This is a genomic window from Pseudomonas sp. WT-JTC (assembly GCF_056711565.1).
In genome coordinates this window covers 6044205-6060826 of the sequence record NZ_CM160042.1, presented here as the reverse complement: position 1 = coordinate 6060826, position 16622 = coordinate 6044205, and the positions used below count along the sequence as shown (strand labels likewise).

Here is a 16622-nt window from a genome sequence, read left to right as displayed (position 1 = left end):
TCTAGCGCGGGGCGCTGGCTGGCGATGATTGTGGAATGGATGAGGCGACTGGCGGCACGGCATGACCGTGTTCGTCGCATTTGCAGGACAGGCGCTCAAAGTTGTCGACGTTCATCAGGGTCAGGGCGCCGCCCCAGACGCAACCGGTGTCGAGGGCCGAGATACCCGGCTCGTCGCACTTGCCTTCCAGTGCCGCCCAGTGACCAAAGAGGATTTTCACATCCCTGGTCTTGCGTTCCTTGTGCTGGAACCAGGGCTTGTAGCCAGGTGGTGCAGTACCGAGGCCTTCCTTGCTCTTGAGGTCGAGTTTGCCTTCGGCAGTGCAAAAACGCATGCGGGTGAAATAGTTGGTGATCACCCGCAGGCGCGTGACGCCTTTGAGGTCGTTGTCCCATTTCGCCGGATCGTTGCCATACATGCCATCGAGGTAGGGCGGCAACAGGTTGTCGTCGCGCAAGGCAGTCTCGACTTCGGCAGCACATTTCAAGGCTTTGCGCAGCGACCACTGGGGTGGAATGCCGGCATGGACCAGTGCGACGTTGCGCTGTTCGTCGTAGTGCATGAGCTTTTGCTGGCGCAGCCATTCGAGCAGCTCGGCACTATCTGGCGCTTCGATGATCTCGCGCAGGGTATCGGCCTTCTTCAGGCGTTCGATGTTGCGTCCGGCCGCCAGCAGGTGCAGGTCGTGGTTGCCGAGCACGCACACCAGCGATTCGCGGATGCTAAAGAGGAAGCGCAGGGTTTCCAGAGATTGCGGGCCGCGGTTGACCAGGTCGCCCACCAGCCACAGGCGATCCCGTTGTGGGTCGAACGCAACTTGTTTGAGCAGGCATTGCAGGGCTTGAAGGCAGCCTTGCAAGTCACCGACCGCGTACGTTGCCATCAGTGCAGGGCTCCGGGCACCGCCAGGCGGAAGGGCGCGATGATGGCATCGAAATGTTTGCCGTCGTCGGAAAGCATCTGATAGGTGCCTTGCATGGTGCCGACCTTGGTGGTCATGACCGTGCCGCTGCTGTAGGTGTGGCTCTTGCCGGGGTCGATCAACGGCTGCTGGCCTACCACGCCTGCGCCGCGCACTTCTTCGACATGCCCGTCACCATCGGTGATGACCCAGTGCCGTGAAAGCAGTTTGACGGGTTTTTCGCCATTGTTTTGCACGGTGATGGTGTAGGCAAAGGCAAAGCGGTCGTGCTCGGGTTGCGATTGGTCTGCCAGATAGCGGGTGACGACGCTGACGTCGACCTGATAACGAGGATCGGACATGCAAGGGGCCTTAAAAACGAAGCGGGACGCGGGGCGTAGCTGATGGAGTTCAGTCTAGGCCAAGTATCGGGTAGTAGACCAGAGTGGCGTCCTACCCGATAGCGTTCATCGCCTGTCAGTCAGCGGCGGGCTTTAGTGTTGCTTGTTCACTGAGCTTATCGGCCAGGCGCACGAAGGCGGCCAGGTCGAGTTGCTCGGGGCGCAGGCTGCCATCGACGCCGGCGGCTTCGATTTCGGCATTGCTCAGCAGCAGCTTGAGGGTGTTGCGCAGGGTTTTGCGGCGCTGGTTGAACGCTTCGCGAACGACGCGCTCCAGCAGGCGGTGATCCTTGGCCGGGTGCGGCAGTACCGCGTGAGGCACCAGGCGCACGATGGCCGAGTCGACTTTCGGCGGCGGGTTGAACGCGCCCGGGCCGACGTTGAACAGGTGTTCGACCCGGCAGTGGTACTGAACCATGATCGACAGGCGGCCCCAGTCACCACCACCCGGGCCGGCAGCCAGGCGCTCGACCACTTCCTTTTGCAGCATGAAATGCATGTCGCGGATCAGGTGCGAGTTGTGCAAGAGGTGAAAAATCAGTGGCGTGGAGATGTTGTACGGCAGGTTGCCGACCACTCGCAGGCTGCCTGGCGCGGCATTCAGGCTGTTGAAGTCGAACTTCAGTGCATCGCCCTGATGCAGGTTGAAGTTGCTCTTGCCGGCAAACTGCTGGTTGAGGATCGGGATCAGGTCCTTGTCCAGTTCCACCACGTCGAGTTGGGCGCCGCTGCTGAGCAGGCCTTGGGTCAGTGCGCCCTGGCCCGGGCCGATTTCCAGCAGGCGGTCTTCTGCCTTGGCATGAATGGAGCGCAGGATGCGGTCGATAACGCCGGCATCGTGCAGGAAGTTCTGGCCAAAGCGTTTGCGCGCCTTGTGTTGGTAGTGCTCGGTCATAAACGGGTCTCGGCCATCTGGTAGGCGGTTTCCAGGGCGACTTGCAGGCTGCCGGTGTCAATTTTGCCGCTGCCGGCCAGGTCCAGGGCAGTGCCGTGGTCGACCGAAGTGCGGATGATCGGCAAGCCGAGGGTCACGTTGACTGCCGCGCCGAAGCCTTTGTATTTCAGCACCGGCAGGCCCTGGTCGTGGTACATCGCCAGCACTGCATCGCAGTGCTCCAGATATTTGGGGGTAAACAGAGTGTCGGCGGGCAGGGGACCTCGAAGGTCCATGCCCTCGCCGCGCAAGCGCTCTAATGTGGGTTCGATGATATCGATTTCTTCATGGCCCAGGTGTCCACCTTCGCCGGCGTGGGGGTTGAGCCCGCAGACCAGGATGAGTGGCTGGGCGATGCCGAATTTGTTTTGCAGGTCGGCGTGCAGGATTCGCGTAACGCGCTCCAGGCGCTCCGGCGTGATTGCATCGGCAATCTCGCGAAGGGGCAGGTGAGTGGTCACCAGGGCCACGCGCAAGCCGCGTGTGGCCAGCATCATCACCACTTGCGCGGTGTGGGTCAGGTCGGCGAGGAATTCGGTGTGCCCGGAGAAGGCGATACCGGATTCGTTGATCACGCCTTTGTGCACCGGCGCGGTGATCATGCCGGCAAAATCCCCGTTCAGGCAGCCTTGGCCAGCCCGGGTCAGGGTTTCCAGCACGAAGGCAGCGTTGGCCTTGTCCAGTTGCCCGGCGACGACCTTGGCATTGAGCGGTGTATCCCAGACATACAGGCTGTTGGCTGGCGCGGGTGCATCCGGCCAGTTGTCCGGCGCGACCGGCAGCAAGTCGACAGCCACGCCCAGTTGCGCGGCCCGCTCAATGAGCAGGTCGCGGCTGGTAATGGCAATCAGGGGGTGGGGCTGTGCTTGCGAGGCGAGCAGCAGGCACAGGTCGGGACCTATGCCGGCTGGTTCACCGGGTGTCAGCGCGAAACGTTGCGGTTTCACTGCGCTGCCTGGTCGGCGCCAGGGAGTTTGATTTCCACGTACGCTTCGTCACGGATCTGACGCAGCCAGGTTTGCAGCTCTTCGTCGTATTTGCGGTTACGCAGAACGGTCATTGCTTGCTGCTCGCGGGCCTGTGTGGTGCTGTCGGTGGCGCGACGACCAAGAACTTCCAGGACGTGCCAGCCGTATTGAGTCTGGAACGGCTTGGACAGCTGACCTTGCGGGGTCTTGGCCATCACTTCGCGGAACTCGGGCACCAGCGCGTTCGGGTCGATCCAGTTCAGGTCGCCGCCGTTGAGGGCGGAGCCCGGGTCTTCCGAGTAGCTTTTCGCCAGTTCGCCGAAGTCTTCGCCAGCCTCGATACGGCTGTAGAGCGACTGGGCCAGGGCCTTGGTTTTCGCTTCGTCGCGGATCGGGCTTGGTTTGACCAGGATGTGGCGCACATGCACTTCATCGCGCATCTGGGTCTCGCCGCCACGCTTGCCGAGGATCTTCAGGATAATGAAGCCGCCCGGCGTGCGCATTGGCTGGGTGACGTCACCCACTGGCATGGTGCTCAACAGGCGATCGAACGGCGGTGGCAGTTGAGCGGCCTTACGCCAGCCCATGTCGCCACCTTCCAGAGCGGTTTCGCTGGCGGACTTGGCGATTGCCAACTGACCGAAGTCAGCGCCTTGCTTGAGCTGCTGGTAAATCGCATCGGCCTGTTTGGCTGCATTCTGAATCGCGTCGGAGTTGGCGCTTTCCGGTGTAGGAATCAGGATGTTGGCCAGATGGAACTCTTCGGACAGCTGCATTTTGCCCAGGTCGGAGGCCAGGAAGTTCTTCACTTCCTGCTCAGAGACCTGAATGCGCTCGGCAACCCGACGCTGACGTACACGGCTGATGACCATTTCGCGGCGAATCTGCTCACGTGCGTCGTCATAAGACAGGCCGTCGCGAGTCAGGGCGGCGCGGAATTGCTCGACCGACATGTTGTTGCGCTGGGCAATGGTGCCGACCGCCTGGTTCAACTCTTCATCGGTAATGCGGATACCGGAGCGCTCGCCGATCTGCAGTTGCAGGTTTTCGACAATCAGGCGCTCAAGTACCTGCTGCTCCAGCACGCTGGCCGGCGGCACGGCGGAACCACGCTTGGCAATGGTTTGCTGAACTTCACGAACGCGATGGTCCAGTTGGCTCTGCATGACCACGTCGTTGTCGACGATGGCCACCACTTTATCGATGGACTGTACGGCGGCACTGGCCGCCGTACTCAGGAACAGCGCGCCCAGCATCAGCGGGCGCAGACAATCAGAAAGCTTGGTCTTCACGTTCACGATAACCTTGAATGCCTTTGTCGAGGAAGCTCTCTACCTTGGCGCCAGTCAGGCCGCCGAGTCCCTTCAGAACAATTTGGAGGAAGACGCCATGGTCGCCTTTTTCGTTTTGCGGTGCTTCCTGACTGAACTCGTCATAGGAAACAAAGTAACGGTTGATCAGGCGCAGTTTCCAGCAGCAGTTGTCGTACTCAAAGCCACCGAAGGCTTCCAGGGTACGGCTGCGGTTGTAGTCATACTGCCAGCGGCTGATGGCGTTCCATTGCGGCACGATCGGCCAGATCACCGAGAAGTCGTGCTGTTTGATCTTGTAGTAATCCTTCACAAAACCAGGCTGGCCGGGGACGCCGTAATCGCCCCCACCCACGGTCCACTTACCAGTGTTCTGGTCATAACGGACCTGGTCATTTCGATAGCGATAGCCGGCGTTGATGACCTTGTTCGGGTTGTCTTCAGGTTGGTAGTGAAACATCGCGCTGCCCGAACGAGGGCTGCGGCTGTCCGGGTCCCAGTTATAGTCGGCCGTGGTGCGCCAATCTCGGTTCCAGCGGTATTCGTATTCCAGTGCGTACGGCGAAACGTTGGCTTGCGTATCCTTGCGGGTCTTGGCATCGATACCCGGCAACTGAACTTCGCGGTCCTTGAAGTACATGGCCTGACCGACGCTGACACGTTGACGTTCGAAACCGTTGTCTTCGATCCACCGACTGGTCACACCCAGGGACAGTTTGTTCTCGTCGCCGACACGGTCGGAGCCGGAGAAGCGGTTGTCACGGAACAGCGACGTGTAGTTGAAGGTGGATTCGCTGGTGTCGAATACCGGGATATCTTCCTGGTCGACTTCAGGCACGTACAGGTAGAACAGGCGCGGCTCGAGGGTCTGGCGGTAGTTCTTGCCGAAATACTGGGTATTGCGATCGAAGTACAGGCCGCTGTCGATGCTGGCGATTGGTACGCCGCGGTTCTGGTTGCTGTCGAACGTTCCCAGGAGCTTGTCCTGTTCTGCGGTCTGATTGGCAATCTGACCTTTGCCAGTGCTGTCCAGGTCCAGTTGGTACTGGGTGTACTGGTACTTGAGCTTCGGTGTCAGGAAACCGTACGTCGTGTTCATCGGCAAGCTGATGGCGGGCGCGAGATTCAGGCGGTCACCCGTGGCGCGTGCCAGACCTACAACGTTGGTGTCCAGGCGTGGGGTTACAACACCGTCTTCATCGGAGTAATTGCCGTTCTGCAGATCCCGGTCAAACCGCACGATTTCGGTGTTGTACGAAAAACTCAGACCGTTCGGATGATACGGCAGTGCACCATCAAAGGTGATCTGCGGTAAGCGGTCATACGGCGTAATGTTCGACACGGTCGCCAGCTGATAAGCCTGAGCATTCACGCGAGCCACATAGCTGTCGCCACGATAGCTGACGGAACCCTGCTGGTTCACGAAGTCAGCACTTTTCACGCCGATCTGGTCAGTTTGCAGATCCTGGAAGTAATACGGATCGCTGATTTTGGTGTAGTCGACTTGTGTGTAGACACGTGAGTCGAGGCCACCCTTGTGCTGCCAGTTGTACATGTAGCGGGTTTTTTCGGCGTCGGACTGCTTGTCGCGCTCGTCGCTTTCGTCGTTGAGGTACGACGCACCGAACTGGCCTTCGCTGGACTTGGTCAGGTAGCGGAATTCGCCTTCCATCAACAAGCCGTGCTTTTCCATGTAGCGCGGGTACAACGTGGCATCGTAGTTCGGCGCCAGGTTGAAGTAGTACGGGGTAACCAGCATGAAGCCGGTATCGCTGCCGGTGCCGATGCTCGGCGGCAGGAAGCCGGACTGACGACGGTCGTCGATCGGGAAATAGATGTACGGCGTGTACAGGACCGGAATGTCCTTGACCCGCAGCGTCACGTTGGTCGCCGTACCGAAACCGGTGGCCGGGTTAAGGGTGATGTTGTTGCCCTTGAGCTGCCAGGCGTTGCTGTTCGGTTCGCACGTGGTGTACGTACCATCCTTGAGGCGGATGATCGCGTTCTCGGCACGCTTGGCGTACAACGCATTACCGCGGATGCGCGATTTGTGCATCACGTATTCGGCGTTGTCGACCTTGGCTTCACCGGTGTCGAGCTGCACATCGGCGTGGTCGCCGACGATCAGGGCGCCGTTGTCGCGAATGCGCACGTTGCCGTTCAGGTCGCCACGGCTCTCGGCCTGGTACAGGTTGGCTTCGTCGGCTTCGACCTGCATGCTGCCCTGACGCATGACAACGTCGCCGGCCAGGGTCGCAACCTGCTCATCCTGCTTATAGCGGGAGGCTTTTGCGCCGATAAAGGTTGGAGCGTCACTTTTATTCGTCTTGTCATTCATGCCAGGACGAATCGGTTCGACATAGGAACCAGAGCAATAAGGACCGGTTTCGGCCAATTGTGCGGCGGTGAGCTGCTCGCGGGGAACCCAGTCGAGGTGACTGTAGTCTGCGCTACGCGACTTCAGGCCACGGCCTTTGGATTCGGTGACCAGCACTGGCTTGGCGCCGGTGTCTTCGCTGGAACCGTTCTCGGCCGGGGTTTCGCCGGTAGCGGAGACTGCGCTGCCCTCATGGACGGGACGCGGTGGCAATGCAGCCGCCGGCGTCTTTGGCGCGCAGTCCCAGGAACCCGAAGCAGAGACTGAGCAGTCAAACTGTTCCGCAGCGACCACGTAGGAAGTGGCAAGGGGTTGCAGCGCCAGCAAACTGCCGGTAACCAACAACGGAAATTTTTTACGAAACGCGGGGGATTTCAATGCCATCTTATTAGTCCGGGCTTCCTGCGTGCCATCTGCCCGCGGTGTGGGCCGCACGCCTCTCGATGGTCTGAAAAAGATGCTGGATAATAAAGCATGACCCGCTTGACGGCTAGCGCCGTCGGAGACCCTTGCAATGCCTGATCAAGATGTACGCTTGCAACACCTGAAAGTTTGGCTCGATGAGCAATTGACAACCCTTTTTGCCGAGCAGGGTTGGGGCACAGTCCCCCCGGCCACGTTGACTGCGGCCAGTAGCGACGCGAGTTTCCGGCGGTATTTCCGCTGGGAAGGCGATGGCAGAAGTTTCATCGTGATGGACGCGCCGCCGCCCCAGGAAAATTGCAAACCCTTCGTGGATATCGCCTTTTTGCTGGCGAAATCCGGAATAAACGTGCCGAAAATTTATGCCGAAGACCTCGAGCGCGGTTTTCTTTTGCTCAATGACCTGGGCAACAAGACCTATCTGGACGTCATCGACAGCGAAAACGCCGATGATTTGTTCGAGGATGCCCTGCAAGCGTTGCTGGCTTTCCAGCAGTTGCCGATGGTTGCGCCGCTGCCGAGCTATGACGTGGCGTTGCTGCGACGTGAACTGGAACTGTTCCCCGAGTGGTACGTGAAGCGCGAATTGGGTATCGAGTTCGACGCGGCGCAGCAAGTACTCTGGCAGCAGGTCAGCGATCTGTTGATCGACAGCGCCCTGGCACAACCCAAAGTTCTGGTGCATCGCGACTACATGCCGCGCAACCTGATGCTCAGCGAGCCCAATCCCGGCGTGCTGGATTTCCAGGATGCGGTGTATGGCCCGGTGACCTACGACGTGACCTGCCTGTTCAAAGACGCTTTCCTCAGCTGGCCCGAGGAACGAGTGCATGGCTGGCTCGAAAGCTACTGGCGGCGGGCGGGCGCCCTCGGTATTCCGGTTCAACCCGGGTTCGAGGACTTCCTGCGTGCCAGTGACCTGATGGGTGTGCAGCGGCACCTGAAAGTGATCGGCATCTTTGCCCGTATCTGTCATCGCGACGGTAAACCGCGCTATCTGGGCGATGTGCCGCGTTTCTTTGCCTATATAGATGCAGTGATCGCTCGCCGTCCTGAACTGGCCGAGCTGGATGTGCTGTTGGCCAGTCTGCGTGCCGGAGTGACAGCATGAAGGCAATGATTCTGGCCGCGGGCAAAGGCGAGCGCATGCGCCCCTTGACCCTGACCACCCCCAAACCGCTGGTTCGTGCCGGCGGGGTGCCGCTGATCGAGTATCACCTGCGTGCGCTGGCGGCTGCAGGGTTTACCGAGATCGTGATCAACCATGCCTGGCTCGGTCAGCAGATCGAAGACTATCTTGGCGATGGATCGCGCTATGGCGTGAGCATCCGGTACTCGGCGGAAGGTGAGCCCCTGGAGACCGGCGGCGGGATTTTTCGCGCATTGCCGTTGTTGGGGGATGAAGCGTTTGTCGTGGTCAACGGCGACATCTGGACCGATTACGACTTCAGCGTGTTGCACCAGCCCATCGTCGGGCTAGCTCATTTGATTTTGGCGGACAATCCGGCGCATCACCCGAGCGGGGATTTCACCCTGGTCGATGGCCATGTGCAGGATAGTCAGCCGGATACATCAACCCTGACCTACAGCGGCATCGCCGTGTTGCATCCGCAGCTGTTCGACGGTTGCGCCGCGGGTGCCTTCAAGCTCGCGCCGCTGTTGCGTAAAGCCATGGCTGACGGCCAAGTGACCGGCGAGCAACTGAAAGGGCACTGGGTCGATGTCGGCACCCACGAGCGTCTGGCCGAAGTTGAATCATTAATAGAAGCGAGCCGCTGACATGCTGTGGCCAGGGACTCTGATTGGAGCCGGAGCAGGCTATGCCATAGCCAGCATTCCGGGGGCCTTGCTCGGCGCGTTGTTGGGGCAGGCGCTGGACCGGCGCCTGCACCTGCAGAGCTGGGGGCACTTGCGGGAAAAGCTGGGCGGTCGCCCGGTGTTGCGTAACGATGAATTGCTGTTTGTCCTGTTGGGGCGCCTGGCCAAGTGCGACGGCCAGGTGATGGCCGGGCACATCGATCAGGCCCGGGCGGAAATGCGCGCGCTGGACATGTCCGAGCCGGCCCGGCGTCGTGCGATTGCCGCGTTCAATCGCGGCAAGTCGGGCCGCGACCGGCTACGCGGTTATCTGCGTCGCCTGAGTGCCCAGCCCCATGCGGCGGAAGGTGTGTTGCGCGCCTGCTGGCGAATGGTGTGGGCCGATGGTCGTGCCGGCAGCAGTGAGCGTGAATTGATCGGCCAATGGGGCAAGTGGCTGGGCTGGACGCCCCATCAGGTGCAGGCACTGGCTCACGACTATGAGCCGCAGAAGCGGCCATTGGCCAACAACGTACCAAGTTATCAGGATGCGTTAAGGCTTCTGGGGGTGTCGGCCACCACTGAACCGGCACAGATCAAGCGTGCTTACCGGCGCCTGCTCAGTCGCCATCATCCGGACAAGATTGCCGGCAGTGGCGCGACGGCGACGCAGGTTCGTGAGGCCACCGAGCGAACGCGTGAACTGCACAACGCCTATACGCTGATTCGGGAGCGGCGCGATTTTCGCTAGCTCTGGCTGAGGTGTTGTTTGTGATGGCGCCTCGGTCTGTCAGTCCGCCGGGGGCTGCGGATTCAACCAGCCCCGCACCCGCCGGAACAGTTGCTCCTGTTCTGCCTTGGTATCCGGCAACGCCTTGAGCGCGACCTGGCTGAATGCCGATGACTTCAAGCGCTTGCTGGCTTGCAGGCGTTCCAGTGCCGCGTTGCGGTCCGGCGCTTTGTCTTTGTAGTAAATATCGGCGGTCGGCAGTTTCAGGGTCGAGGTCAGTTCCGTCAGCTCGGGCTTCACTGTCACCGGTGTCCGGGCGGCAACCATCACCAGCTTTTCGACTTGCGACGGCTGCTTCTCGCTCAGGTAGCGCGCGGCCCAATAAGCACCGGTGCCGTGCCCCAACACCACGATGCTGCGGGCGTTTTGCTGTTCGGCGAAGGCGAGCGCGGCGTCGATCCGGGCGAAGATGCGCTCGGCATCTGCCCTGGATTGTTCTTCGGTGGTTTCGGCGACGGCCTTGTCGGTCACTTCGGCCTCACCACCGGCCGCCTGCTCGATGGGGGCAGCGGTGGTCGAGTCTTTACTGCCGGTTTCGGGAGCCTTGGGAGCCGGCGCTGCTTCCACGATTCGTGGCGCAATGGCATCGCTTTGCAGGTCCGGCAAGGTGATACTCAGGCTGCTCCATTCGGCGTCCGGCAATTTGCGCCGCAAAGGACCGACCGCTTGCGGCCAGTCAACGGTTTCGCCGGCGCCCGGGATGATAATCACCGCACCTTTGGGTTCGGCGGTATTGGCCGGTTTCCACAAGGCCAGAAACGTGTCGGTGCCCGCTTGCAGTTGTTGCTGTTCCAGAGCCGGGACTTTTCGCTCAAGTGCAGTCGCTTCTTCCTGACTACGCTCAGGCAGCGGCTGACGTTCGAGTGGTTTTGCTTCGGCAGTTTTTTCTGCTGCGCCAGGTGCCGGGTCGGCCGCCTCGACGGAAAAAGCGCAAGGCAGGATCAGCGACAGGCACAATGCTGGCAGTGCCAGGCGGTAGACAGGGGGCATTGGATATTCCAGGCCAGAAGTTGTTCCGGCAGCCTAATGGGTTGGTGAGTATTTGTCTGTGTGTGAGAGTTCAATGATGCGTTTTCGCTGCCTGTGGGGTATCGGCTGTTTGTGGTTTCCCTTGATGGGTTGGGCGGCGCCCGCGCCCCCGGCGCATGTTGCGCAGCTGACCCCGAAACAACAGCACTGGCTGACGCAGCAGAGCGAGTTGCGGGTCGGTCTGGTGTTGCAGGCGCCCTATGCGCAATACGATCGCCGCTTGCAGCGCCTGTCCGGGGTGAATGTCGATTTGATGAAGTGGCTGGCAAAGACCCTCAACGTCGAACTGAGCTGGCGCAACTTTCCCGACCTTGAACAATTGGAAGCCGCGGCCCGCGAGGGCGAAATCGACATCGCCCCGGGGCTGACCCAAACCCCTGGCGGGTTGCGCCTCTGGCAGTTTTCCGACCCCTACATGCGGGTGCCGCAACTGGTGGTCAGCGACCAGAAAAGCGCCGGCGCGGTCGAGCTGGAAAAGCTCGACAACCAGACCCGCGTTGCTGTGCGCATGCCCAGCGCCATCGCTGATTACCTGCACGGCAACTATCCGCACCTGAACCTGCAAGGCGTCCCGATGGAGCGCCAGGCATTACAGTTGCTGACGGGCCAGCAGGCGGCTTATGCGGTGGTCGATGAGGCGCAATTGGGGCGCCTGTCCGTCGAGCCGGAGTTCGCCGGGTTGGTGGTGGTCGGGGATGTCGGCCTGCCGCAGCTGCTGCGGGTAGCCACGCGCCGCGACAAGCCGGAACTGGCGGGCATCGTCGAAAGTGCATTGCGGGCGATCCCGGCCAAGGATCTGGAACAACTGCACAATCAATGGCTGCAACCCAAGTATCCGCGGCTCACCGAGTCCCCCGGGTTCTGGCAAAACCTCTGCCTGTTACTGGTCGTGCTGACGATGAGCTGCATGGCTATCGTGTTCTGGCAGCGCCGCCAGCAGCACAACCTGGAGCAACGCTTGATGGCCGCGCAGGAAGACATTGCCTTGCGTGCGGCCAGCGAAGAGGCGCTGCGGCTCACCCAGTTTTCCATTGACCAAAGCACCGTCGGCATCCTCTGGGTCAACTGGGACAGCCACGTGCGCTATGCCAACCGCGCGGCGGAAAGCATGCTCGGCTATCCACCCGGCGGGATCATCGATCGGCCCTTGATCGATTTCGAACCCGGTCTGCACATGGACCGCTGGCTCAATCTGTGGAAGCGCGCCAGGGCCAGTGAAGAGGGCCCGCAAAGCTTCGAAACCAACTGTGTGCGCGCCGACGGCAGCACTCTGCCGGCCGATGTCTCGTTGAGCTTTCTGCGCTTTCGCGATGGCGAATACCTGGTGGTCTACCTCAACGACGTCACCGAGCGGCGCCGCGCCCTGGCCGCCTTGCAGGAAAGCGAGGCGCGGCTGCAGGGTATCGCCGCCAACGTTCCGGGCCTGGTTTTCCGACTGGAGCGGGCGCCGGTGACCGGTCAGATCGACTTTGCCTACATCAGCGAAGGCAGTGAAAGCCTGGTGGGTTACTCGCCGGCCACGCTGGCGCATCGCGATAAAGGCCTGCGCAGCCTGGTGCATCCGGATGACAAGGCCAGCTATCACCAGACCCAGGATCATGCGCTGGATACCGACAGTGACTGGTCGTGGCAAGGGCGGATCCTCACCCGTCAGGGCGAGCAGCGCTGGGCGGAAATCAAGGCCATCACGCGTCAGCTGGAAGACGGCGCCTATGTCTGGGACGGGATCGTCTGGGACATCAGCGAGAGCAAGCGCATCGAACTTGAACTGGCCAGCTCCCGGGAACAACTGCGTGAGTTGTCCGCGCACCTGGAAAGCGTGCGCGAAGAAGAAAAGGCGCGCATCGCCCGGGAAGTTCACGATGAACTGGGTCAGATGCTGACGGTGCTCAAGCTGGAAACCTCCATGTGTGAACTGGCTTACGCGCAACTCGATCCGGGCCTCAACGAACGCCTGGGCAGCATGAAGCGCCTGATCGCTCAACTCTTCCAATTGGTTCGCGACGTGGCGACCGCATTGCGCCCGCCGATTCTCGACGCCGGCATTGCCTCGGCTATTGAATGGCAGGCCCGACGATTCGAGGCGCGTACGCAGATTCCGTGTCTGGTGCAGGTGCCGGATAATCTGCCGGTGCTCAGTGACGCCAAGGCCATTGGCCTGTTCCGGATCCTTCAGGAAGCGTTGACCAATGTCATGCGGCATGCCCAGGCGCATACTGTTGAACTGACGCTGACGCTGGAAGGCGACGAGTTGTGTCTGACGGTCAGCGATGATGGCGTAGGATTTGTCGCTGCGCCTGGCAGGCCAACGTCCTTTGGGATTGTCGGAATGCGCGAGCGGGTGTTGATCATGGGGGGTGAGTTATCCCTTGAGAGTGAGCCGGGTGAAGGCACGACCCTGAGTGTGCGCGTTCCGCTGGATGCAGCCTGAACAGGTTGTGTTGACTGTACCGACGCTTTCGCGGGCTTGCTCGCGAATGATCTTGAAACTGGAGAAAAACGTGATCCGTGTACTGGTAGCCGAAGACCACACCATCGTCCGTGAAGGCATCAAGCAGCTGATTGGCCTGGCCAAGGACTTGCTGGTGGTGGGGGAGGCGAGCAACGGCGAGCAGTTGCTCGACACCTTGCGTCATGTGCCCTGCGAAGTGGTGTTGCTGGACATCTCCATGCCGGGCGTCAATGGCCTGGAAGCCATTCCGCGAATTCGCGCCCTGAACAATCCGCCGGCGATCCTGGTGTTGTCGATGCACGACGAAGCACAGATGGCCGCCCGGGCGCTGAAGGTCGGGGCCGCCGGTTATGCAACCAAGGACAGCGATCCGGCACTGTTGCTGACGGCCATTCGCAAAGTGGCGTCAGGCGGGCGTTACATCGACCCGGAACTGGCCGACCGCATGGTCTTCGAGGTCGGCCTGACCGACTCGCGTCCATTGCATTCGTTGCTCTCCGAGCGCGAATTCTCCGTGTTCGAACGCCTGGCCCAGGGTGCCAACGTCAACGACATTGCCCAGCAGCTGGCACTGAGCAGCAAGACCATCAGCACCCACAAGGCGCGGCTGATGCAGAAGCTCAACATCACCTCGTTGGCCGAGTTGGTGAAGTACGCAATGGAACACAAGCTCCTCTAAACCACACCAAAATCCAGTGTGGGAGCGGGCTTGCTCGCGAAAGCAGTATGTCAGTCGACATATCCGGGTCTGACACACCGCTTTCGCGAGCAAGCCCGCTCCCACAGGTTCTGTGGTGGCATATCCATTTACGACATCCTGCAAATCCGCTTTTGCCTTTGCTCATGGCTTGTAGCTGACCGCTCGCCACTGCACTTGCCAAACCGCGCCATCCTTGTAGGGCAATCCCTACCCCCGGCCTTCCATCCGGCTGAGGCGAATCTCTCTTGCGCCCCGATTTGCGTGGTCCCCAGCGTCCACTAGGCTTAACCCCACAGCAGTCATCAATAACAAAGGTGTGGGTATGAGCCAGGTCGATTCAAGCGCAGGGGCCAATGATGTTCTGGTCAGCTTTCGTGGAGTGCAGAAGAGCTACGACGGCGAGAACCTGATCGTCAAGGACCTCAACCTGGACATTCGCAAAGGCGAATTCCTCACCTTGCTCGGGCCGTCCGGCTCCGGCAAGACCACCAGCCTGATGATGCTCGCCGGCTTCGAAACGCCGACCGCGGGCGAAATCCTGTTGGCCGGGCGCGCCATCAACAACGTGCCGCCGCACAAGCGCGACATCGGCATGGTGTTCCAGAACTACGCATTGTTCCCGCACATGACGGTGGCCGAGAACCTGGCGTTCCCGCTGACCGTGCGCGGCATGAACAAGAGCGACGTCAGCGCCCGGGTCAAGCGCGTGCTGAGCATGGTCCAGCTCGATGCCTTCGCCCAGCGTTACCCGGCGCAGCTTTCCGGCGGTCAGCAACAGCGTGTGGCATTGGCCCGCGCGCTGGTGTTCGAGCCGCAACTGGTGCTGATGGACGAACCCCTCGGCGCACTCGACAAACAACTGCGTGAACACATGCAGATGGAGATCAAGCACCTGCACCAGCGCCTGGGCGTAACCGTGGTCTACGTGACCCACGATCAGGGCGAAGCCTTGACCATGTCCGACCGTGTGGCGGTGTTCCATCAGGGCGAAATCCAGCAGATCGCACCACCGCGCACCCTCTACGAAGAGCCGAAAAACACCTTCGTCGCCAACTTCATCGGCGAGAACAACCGCCTCAATGGCCGTCTGCACAGTCAGACCGGCGACCGCTGCGTAGTCGAACTGGGGCGTGGTGAAAAAGTTGAAGCGCTGGCGGTGAATGTCGGCAAGACCGGCGAGCCGGTGACCCTGTCCATCCGTCCGGAGCGCGTGAGCCTCAATGGCTCCAGCGACCAATGCGTCAATCGCTTCTCCGGGCGAGTCGAGGAATTCATCTATCTGGGCGACCACGTCCGGGTTCGCATGGAAGTCTGTGGCAAGACCGACTTCTTCGTGAAGCAACCGATTGCCGAGCTTGATCCCGGGCTGGCGGTTGGTGATGTGGTACCGCTTGGCTGGCAGGTCGAGCACGTTCGTGCACTCGACCCACTTCTAGAGGCGAATTGATCGCCCCGGCTTCAACAACACCAACCCTGCACGTGGAGAGAACAATAAATGTTGAGATCCCTGAAATTCACCGCTCTGGCACTGGGCATGATGGGGGCAGCAAGCGCAATGGCTGCTGGCCCGGACCTGACCGTGGTGTCCTTTGGCGGGGCGAACAAGGCGGCTCAGGTCAAAGCCTTCTACGCACCGTGGGAAGCGGCAGGCAACGGCAAGATCGTGGCCGGTGAGTACAACGGCGAAATGGCCAAGGTCAAGGCTATGGTCGACACCAAGAGCGTGTCCTGGGATCTGGTAGAGGTTGAATCTCCGGAACTGTCCCGTGGTTGCGACGAAGACATGTTCGAGCAGCTTGATCCGAAGTTGTTCGGCAAAACCGAAGACTACGTCAAAGGCGCGATCCAGCCATGCGGCGTGGGTTTCTTCGTGTGGTCGACCGTGCTGGCCTACAACGCCGACAAGCTGAAATCCGCACCGACCAGTTGGGTGGATTTCTGGGACACCAAGCAGTTCCCGGGCAAGCGTGGCCTGCGTAAAGGCGCCAAGTACACCCTGGAATTCGCACTGATGGCCGACGGCGTTGCGCCGAAAGACGTCTACAAAGTACTGGCTGGCAAAGATGGTCAGGACCGTGCGTTCAAGAAGCTCGATGAGCTCAAGCCGAACATCCAGTGGTGGGAAGCTGGCGCACAGCCGCCGCAATACCTCGCTTCCGGCGACGTGGTCATGAGCTCGGCCTACAACGGCCGGATCGCTGCCGTGCAGAAAGAAAGCAACTTGAAAGTGGTGTGGAACGGCGGCATCTACGACTTCGACGCATGGGCCATCCCGAAAGGCCTGGACAAGGCGCGTGCCGAAGCAGCGAAGAAGTTCATCGCCTACTCGGTGCAGCCACAGCAGCAGAAGACCTACTCGGAAAACATCGCCTACGGTCCGGCCAACACCCAGGCCGTACCGCTGTTGGCCAAGGATGTCCTGAAAGACATGCCGACCACCCCGGAAAACATCGCCAATCAGGTGCAGATCGACGTCAGCTTCTGGGCGGACAACGGCGAGCAACTGGAACAGCGCTTCAACGCCTGGGCTGCCAAGTAAG

General features: G+C 60.7%; 14 protein-coding genes. 7 read left to right on the top strand and 7 right to left on the bottom strand.

What is annotated here, in order from left to right; translation table 11 throughout:
* Position 1: 1 nt before the first annotated feature.
* The 6 genes from AC06G5_RS27620 to AC06G5_RS27595 all read right to left on the bottom strand — a co-directional run bounded on the left by AC06G5_RS27620 (position 2) and on the right by AC06G5_RS27595 (position 7275).
* Positions 2-883 carry a symmetrical bis(5'-nucleosyl)-tetraphosphatase gene (locus tag AC06G5_RS27620; protein ID WP_413424164.1) on the bottom strand — a complete coding sequence of 294 codons (882 nt, stop codon included), beginning with the start codon at positions 881-883 and terminating at the stop codon, positions 2-4.
* Positions 883-1263, bottom strand: a complete 381-nt coding sequence (gene apaG / locus AC06G5_RS27615) for a Co2+/Mg2+ efflux protein ApaG (protein ID WP_413424166.1) — start codon at positions 1261-1263, stop codon at positions 883-885. Before apaG ends, AC06G5_RS27620 begins: the two co-directional genes overlap by 1 nt.
* Before the next feature lie 115 nt (positions 1264-1378).
* A complete protein-coding gene (gene rsmA, locus AC06G5_RS27610) occupies positions 1379-2197 on the bottom strand; it encodes a 16S rRNA (adenine(1518)-N(6)/adenine(1519)-N(6))-dimethyltransferase RsmA (protein WP_413424168.1) in 819 nt (272 codons plus the stop codon).
* Positions 2194-3183 carry a 4-hydroxythreonine-4-phosphate dehydrogenase PdxA gene (gene pdxA, locus AC06G5_RS27605; protein ID WP_480458598.1) on the bottom strand — a complete coding sequence of 330 codons (990 nt, stop codon included), beginning with the start codon at positions 3181-3183 and terminating at the stop codon, positions 2194-2196. The genes rsmA and pdxA overlap by 4 nt, the downstream gene beginning before the upstream one ends.
* On the bottom strand, positions 3180-4496 hold the full coding sequence (gene surA / locus AC06G5_RS27600) for a peptidylprolyl isomerase SurA (protein WP_413703927.1): 1317 nt from the start codon (positions 4494-4496) through the stop codon (positions 3180-3182). Before surA ends, pdxA begins: the two co-directional genes overlap by 4 nt.
* Complete coding sequence (locus tag AC06G5_RS27595) at positions 4477-7275, bottom strand: LPS-assembly protein LptD (RefSeq protein ID WP_413424174.1); 2799 nt, start codon at positions 7273-7275, stop codon at positions 4477-4479. The genes surA and AC06G5_RS27595 overlap by 20 nt, the downstream gene beginning before the upstream one ends.
* A gap of 130 nt (positions 7276-7405) precedes the next feature.
* Between AC06G5_RS27595 and AC06G5_RS27590 the strand changes: the two genes are divergently transcribed.
* Genes AC06G5_RS27590 through AC06G5_RS27580 form a run of 3 tightly spaced genes read left to right on the top strand, consistent with a single transcriptional unit; the run spans position 7406 to position 9862 of the window.
* Positions 7406-8425 (top strand): aminoglycoside phosphotransferase family protein, encoded by a 1020-nt coding sequence (locus AC06G5_RS27590; RefSeq protein WP_413424176.1) that lies wholly within the window; start codon positions 7406-7408, stop codon positions 8423-8425.
* Positions 8422-9093 carry an N-acetylmuramate alpha-1-phosphate uridylyltransferase MurU gene (gene murU / locus AC06G5_RS27585; protein ID WP_413424178.1) on the top strand — a complete coding sequence of 224 codons (672 nt, stop codon included), beginning with the start codon at positions 8422-8424 and terminating at the stop codon, positions 9091-9093. The genes AC06G5_RS27590 and murU overlap by 4 nt, the downstream gene beginning before the upstream one ends.
* Position 9094: 1 nt before the next feature.
* Entirely contained in the window at positions 9095-9862 is a 768-nt protein-coding gene (locus AC06G5_RS27580) for a TerB family tellurite resistance protein (RefSeq protein ID WP_413703928.1), read from the top strand.
* Positions 9863-9901: 39 nt separating this feature from the next.
* Here the strand turns inward: AC06G5_RS27580 and AC06G5_RS27575 are convergent, their stop codons facing one another.
* A complete protein-coding gene (locus AC06G5_RS27575) occupies positions 9902-10891 on the bottom strand; it encodes an alpha/beta hydrolase family protein (protein ID WP_413424182.1) in 990 nt (329 codons plus the stop codon).
* Positions 10892-10964: 73 nt separating this feature from the next.
* On the opposite strand from AC06G5_RS27575, the gene AC06G5_RS27570 reads away from it, so the two are divergent.
* From AC06G5_RS27570 to AC06G5_RS27555, 4 genes are all read left to right on the top strand, one after another.
* Positions 10965-13361, top strand: a complete 2397-nt coding sequence (locus tag AC06G5_RS27570) for a PAS domain-containing sensor histidine kinase (RefSeq protein WP_480458597.1) — start codon at positions 10965-10967, stop codon at positions 13359-13361.
* A 46-nt stretch (positions 13362-13407) separates the two neighbouring features.
* The gene (locus tag AC06G5_RS27565; protein ID WP_413424186.1) at positions 13408-14061 is read left to right on the top strand and encodes a response regulator; all 654 of its coding nucleotides are present in this window, start codon (positions 13408-13410) and stop codon (positions 14059-14061) included.
* A 343-nt stretch (positions 14062-14404) separates the two neighbouring features.
* Entirely contained in the window at positions 14405-15529 is a 1125-nt protein-coding gene (locus tag AC06G5_RS27560; protein ID WP_413424188.1) for an ABC transporter ATP-binding protein, read from the top strand.
* Positions 15530-15577: 48 nt separating this feature from the next.
* Positions 15578-16621, top strand: a complete 1044-nt coding sequence (locus AC06G5_RS27555) for an ABC transporter substrate-binding protein (protein ID WP_413424190.1) — start codon at positions 15578-15580, stop codon at positions 16619-16621.
* Position 16622 lies beyond the last annotated feature (1 nt).

Bases quoted from the DNA above. Each gene is read 5' to 3' on its own strand.
- AC06G5_RS27620 (WP_413424164.1), bottom strand. From the start codon at position 883: ATGGCAACGTACGCGGTCGGTGACTTGCAAGGCTGCCTTCAAGCCCTG.
- apaG (WP_413424166.1), bottom strand. From the start codon at position 1,263: ATGTCCGATCCTCGTTATCAGGTCGACGTCAGCGTCGTCACCCGCTAT.
- rsmA (WP_413424168.1), bottom strand. From the start codon at position 2,197: ATGACCGAGCACTACCAACACAAGGCGCGCAAACGCTTTGGCCAGAAC.
- AC06G5_RS27595 (WP_413424174.1), bottom strand. From the start codon at position 7,275: ATGGCATTGAAATCCCCCGCGTTTCGTAAAAAATTTCCGTTGTTGGTT.
- AC06G5_RS27590 (WP_413424176.1), top strand. From the start codon at position 7,406: ATGCCTGATCAAGATGTACGCTTGCAACACCTGAAAGTTTGGCTCGAT.
- murU (WP_413424178.1), top strand. From the start codon at position 8,422: ATGAAGGCAATGATTCTGGCCGCGGGCAAAGGCGAGCGCATGCGCCCC.
- AC06G5_RS27580 (WP_413703928.1), top strand. From the start codon at position 9,095: ATGCTGTGGCCAGGGACTCTGATTGGAGCCGGAGCAGGCTATGCCATA.
- AC06G5_RS27575 (WP_413424182.1), bottom strand. From the start codon at position 10,891: ATGCCCCCTGTCTACCGCCTGGCACTGCCAGCATTGTGCCTGTCGCTG.
- AC06G5_RS27570 (WP_480458597.1), top strand. From the start codon at position 10,965: ATGATGCGTTTTCGCTGCCTGTGGGGTATCGGCTGTTTGTGGTTTCCC.
- AC06G5_RS27565 (WP_413424186.1), top strand. From the start codon at position 13,408: ATGATCTTGAAACTGGAGAAAAACGTGATCCGTGTACTGGTAGCCGAA.
- AC06G5_RS27560 (WP_413424188.1), top strand. From the start codon at position 14,405: ATGAGCCAGGTCGATTCAAGCGCAGGGGCCAATGATGTTCTGGTCAGC.
- AC06G5_RS27555 (WP_413424190.1), top strand. From the start codon at position 15,578: ATGTTGAGATCCCTGAAATTCACCGCTCTGGCACTGGGCATGATGGGG.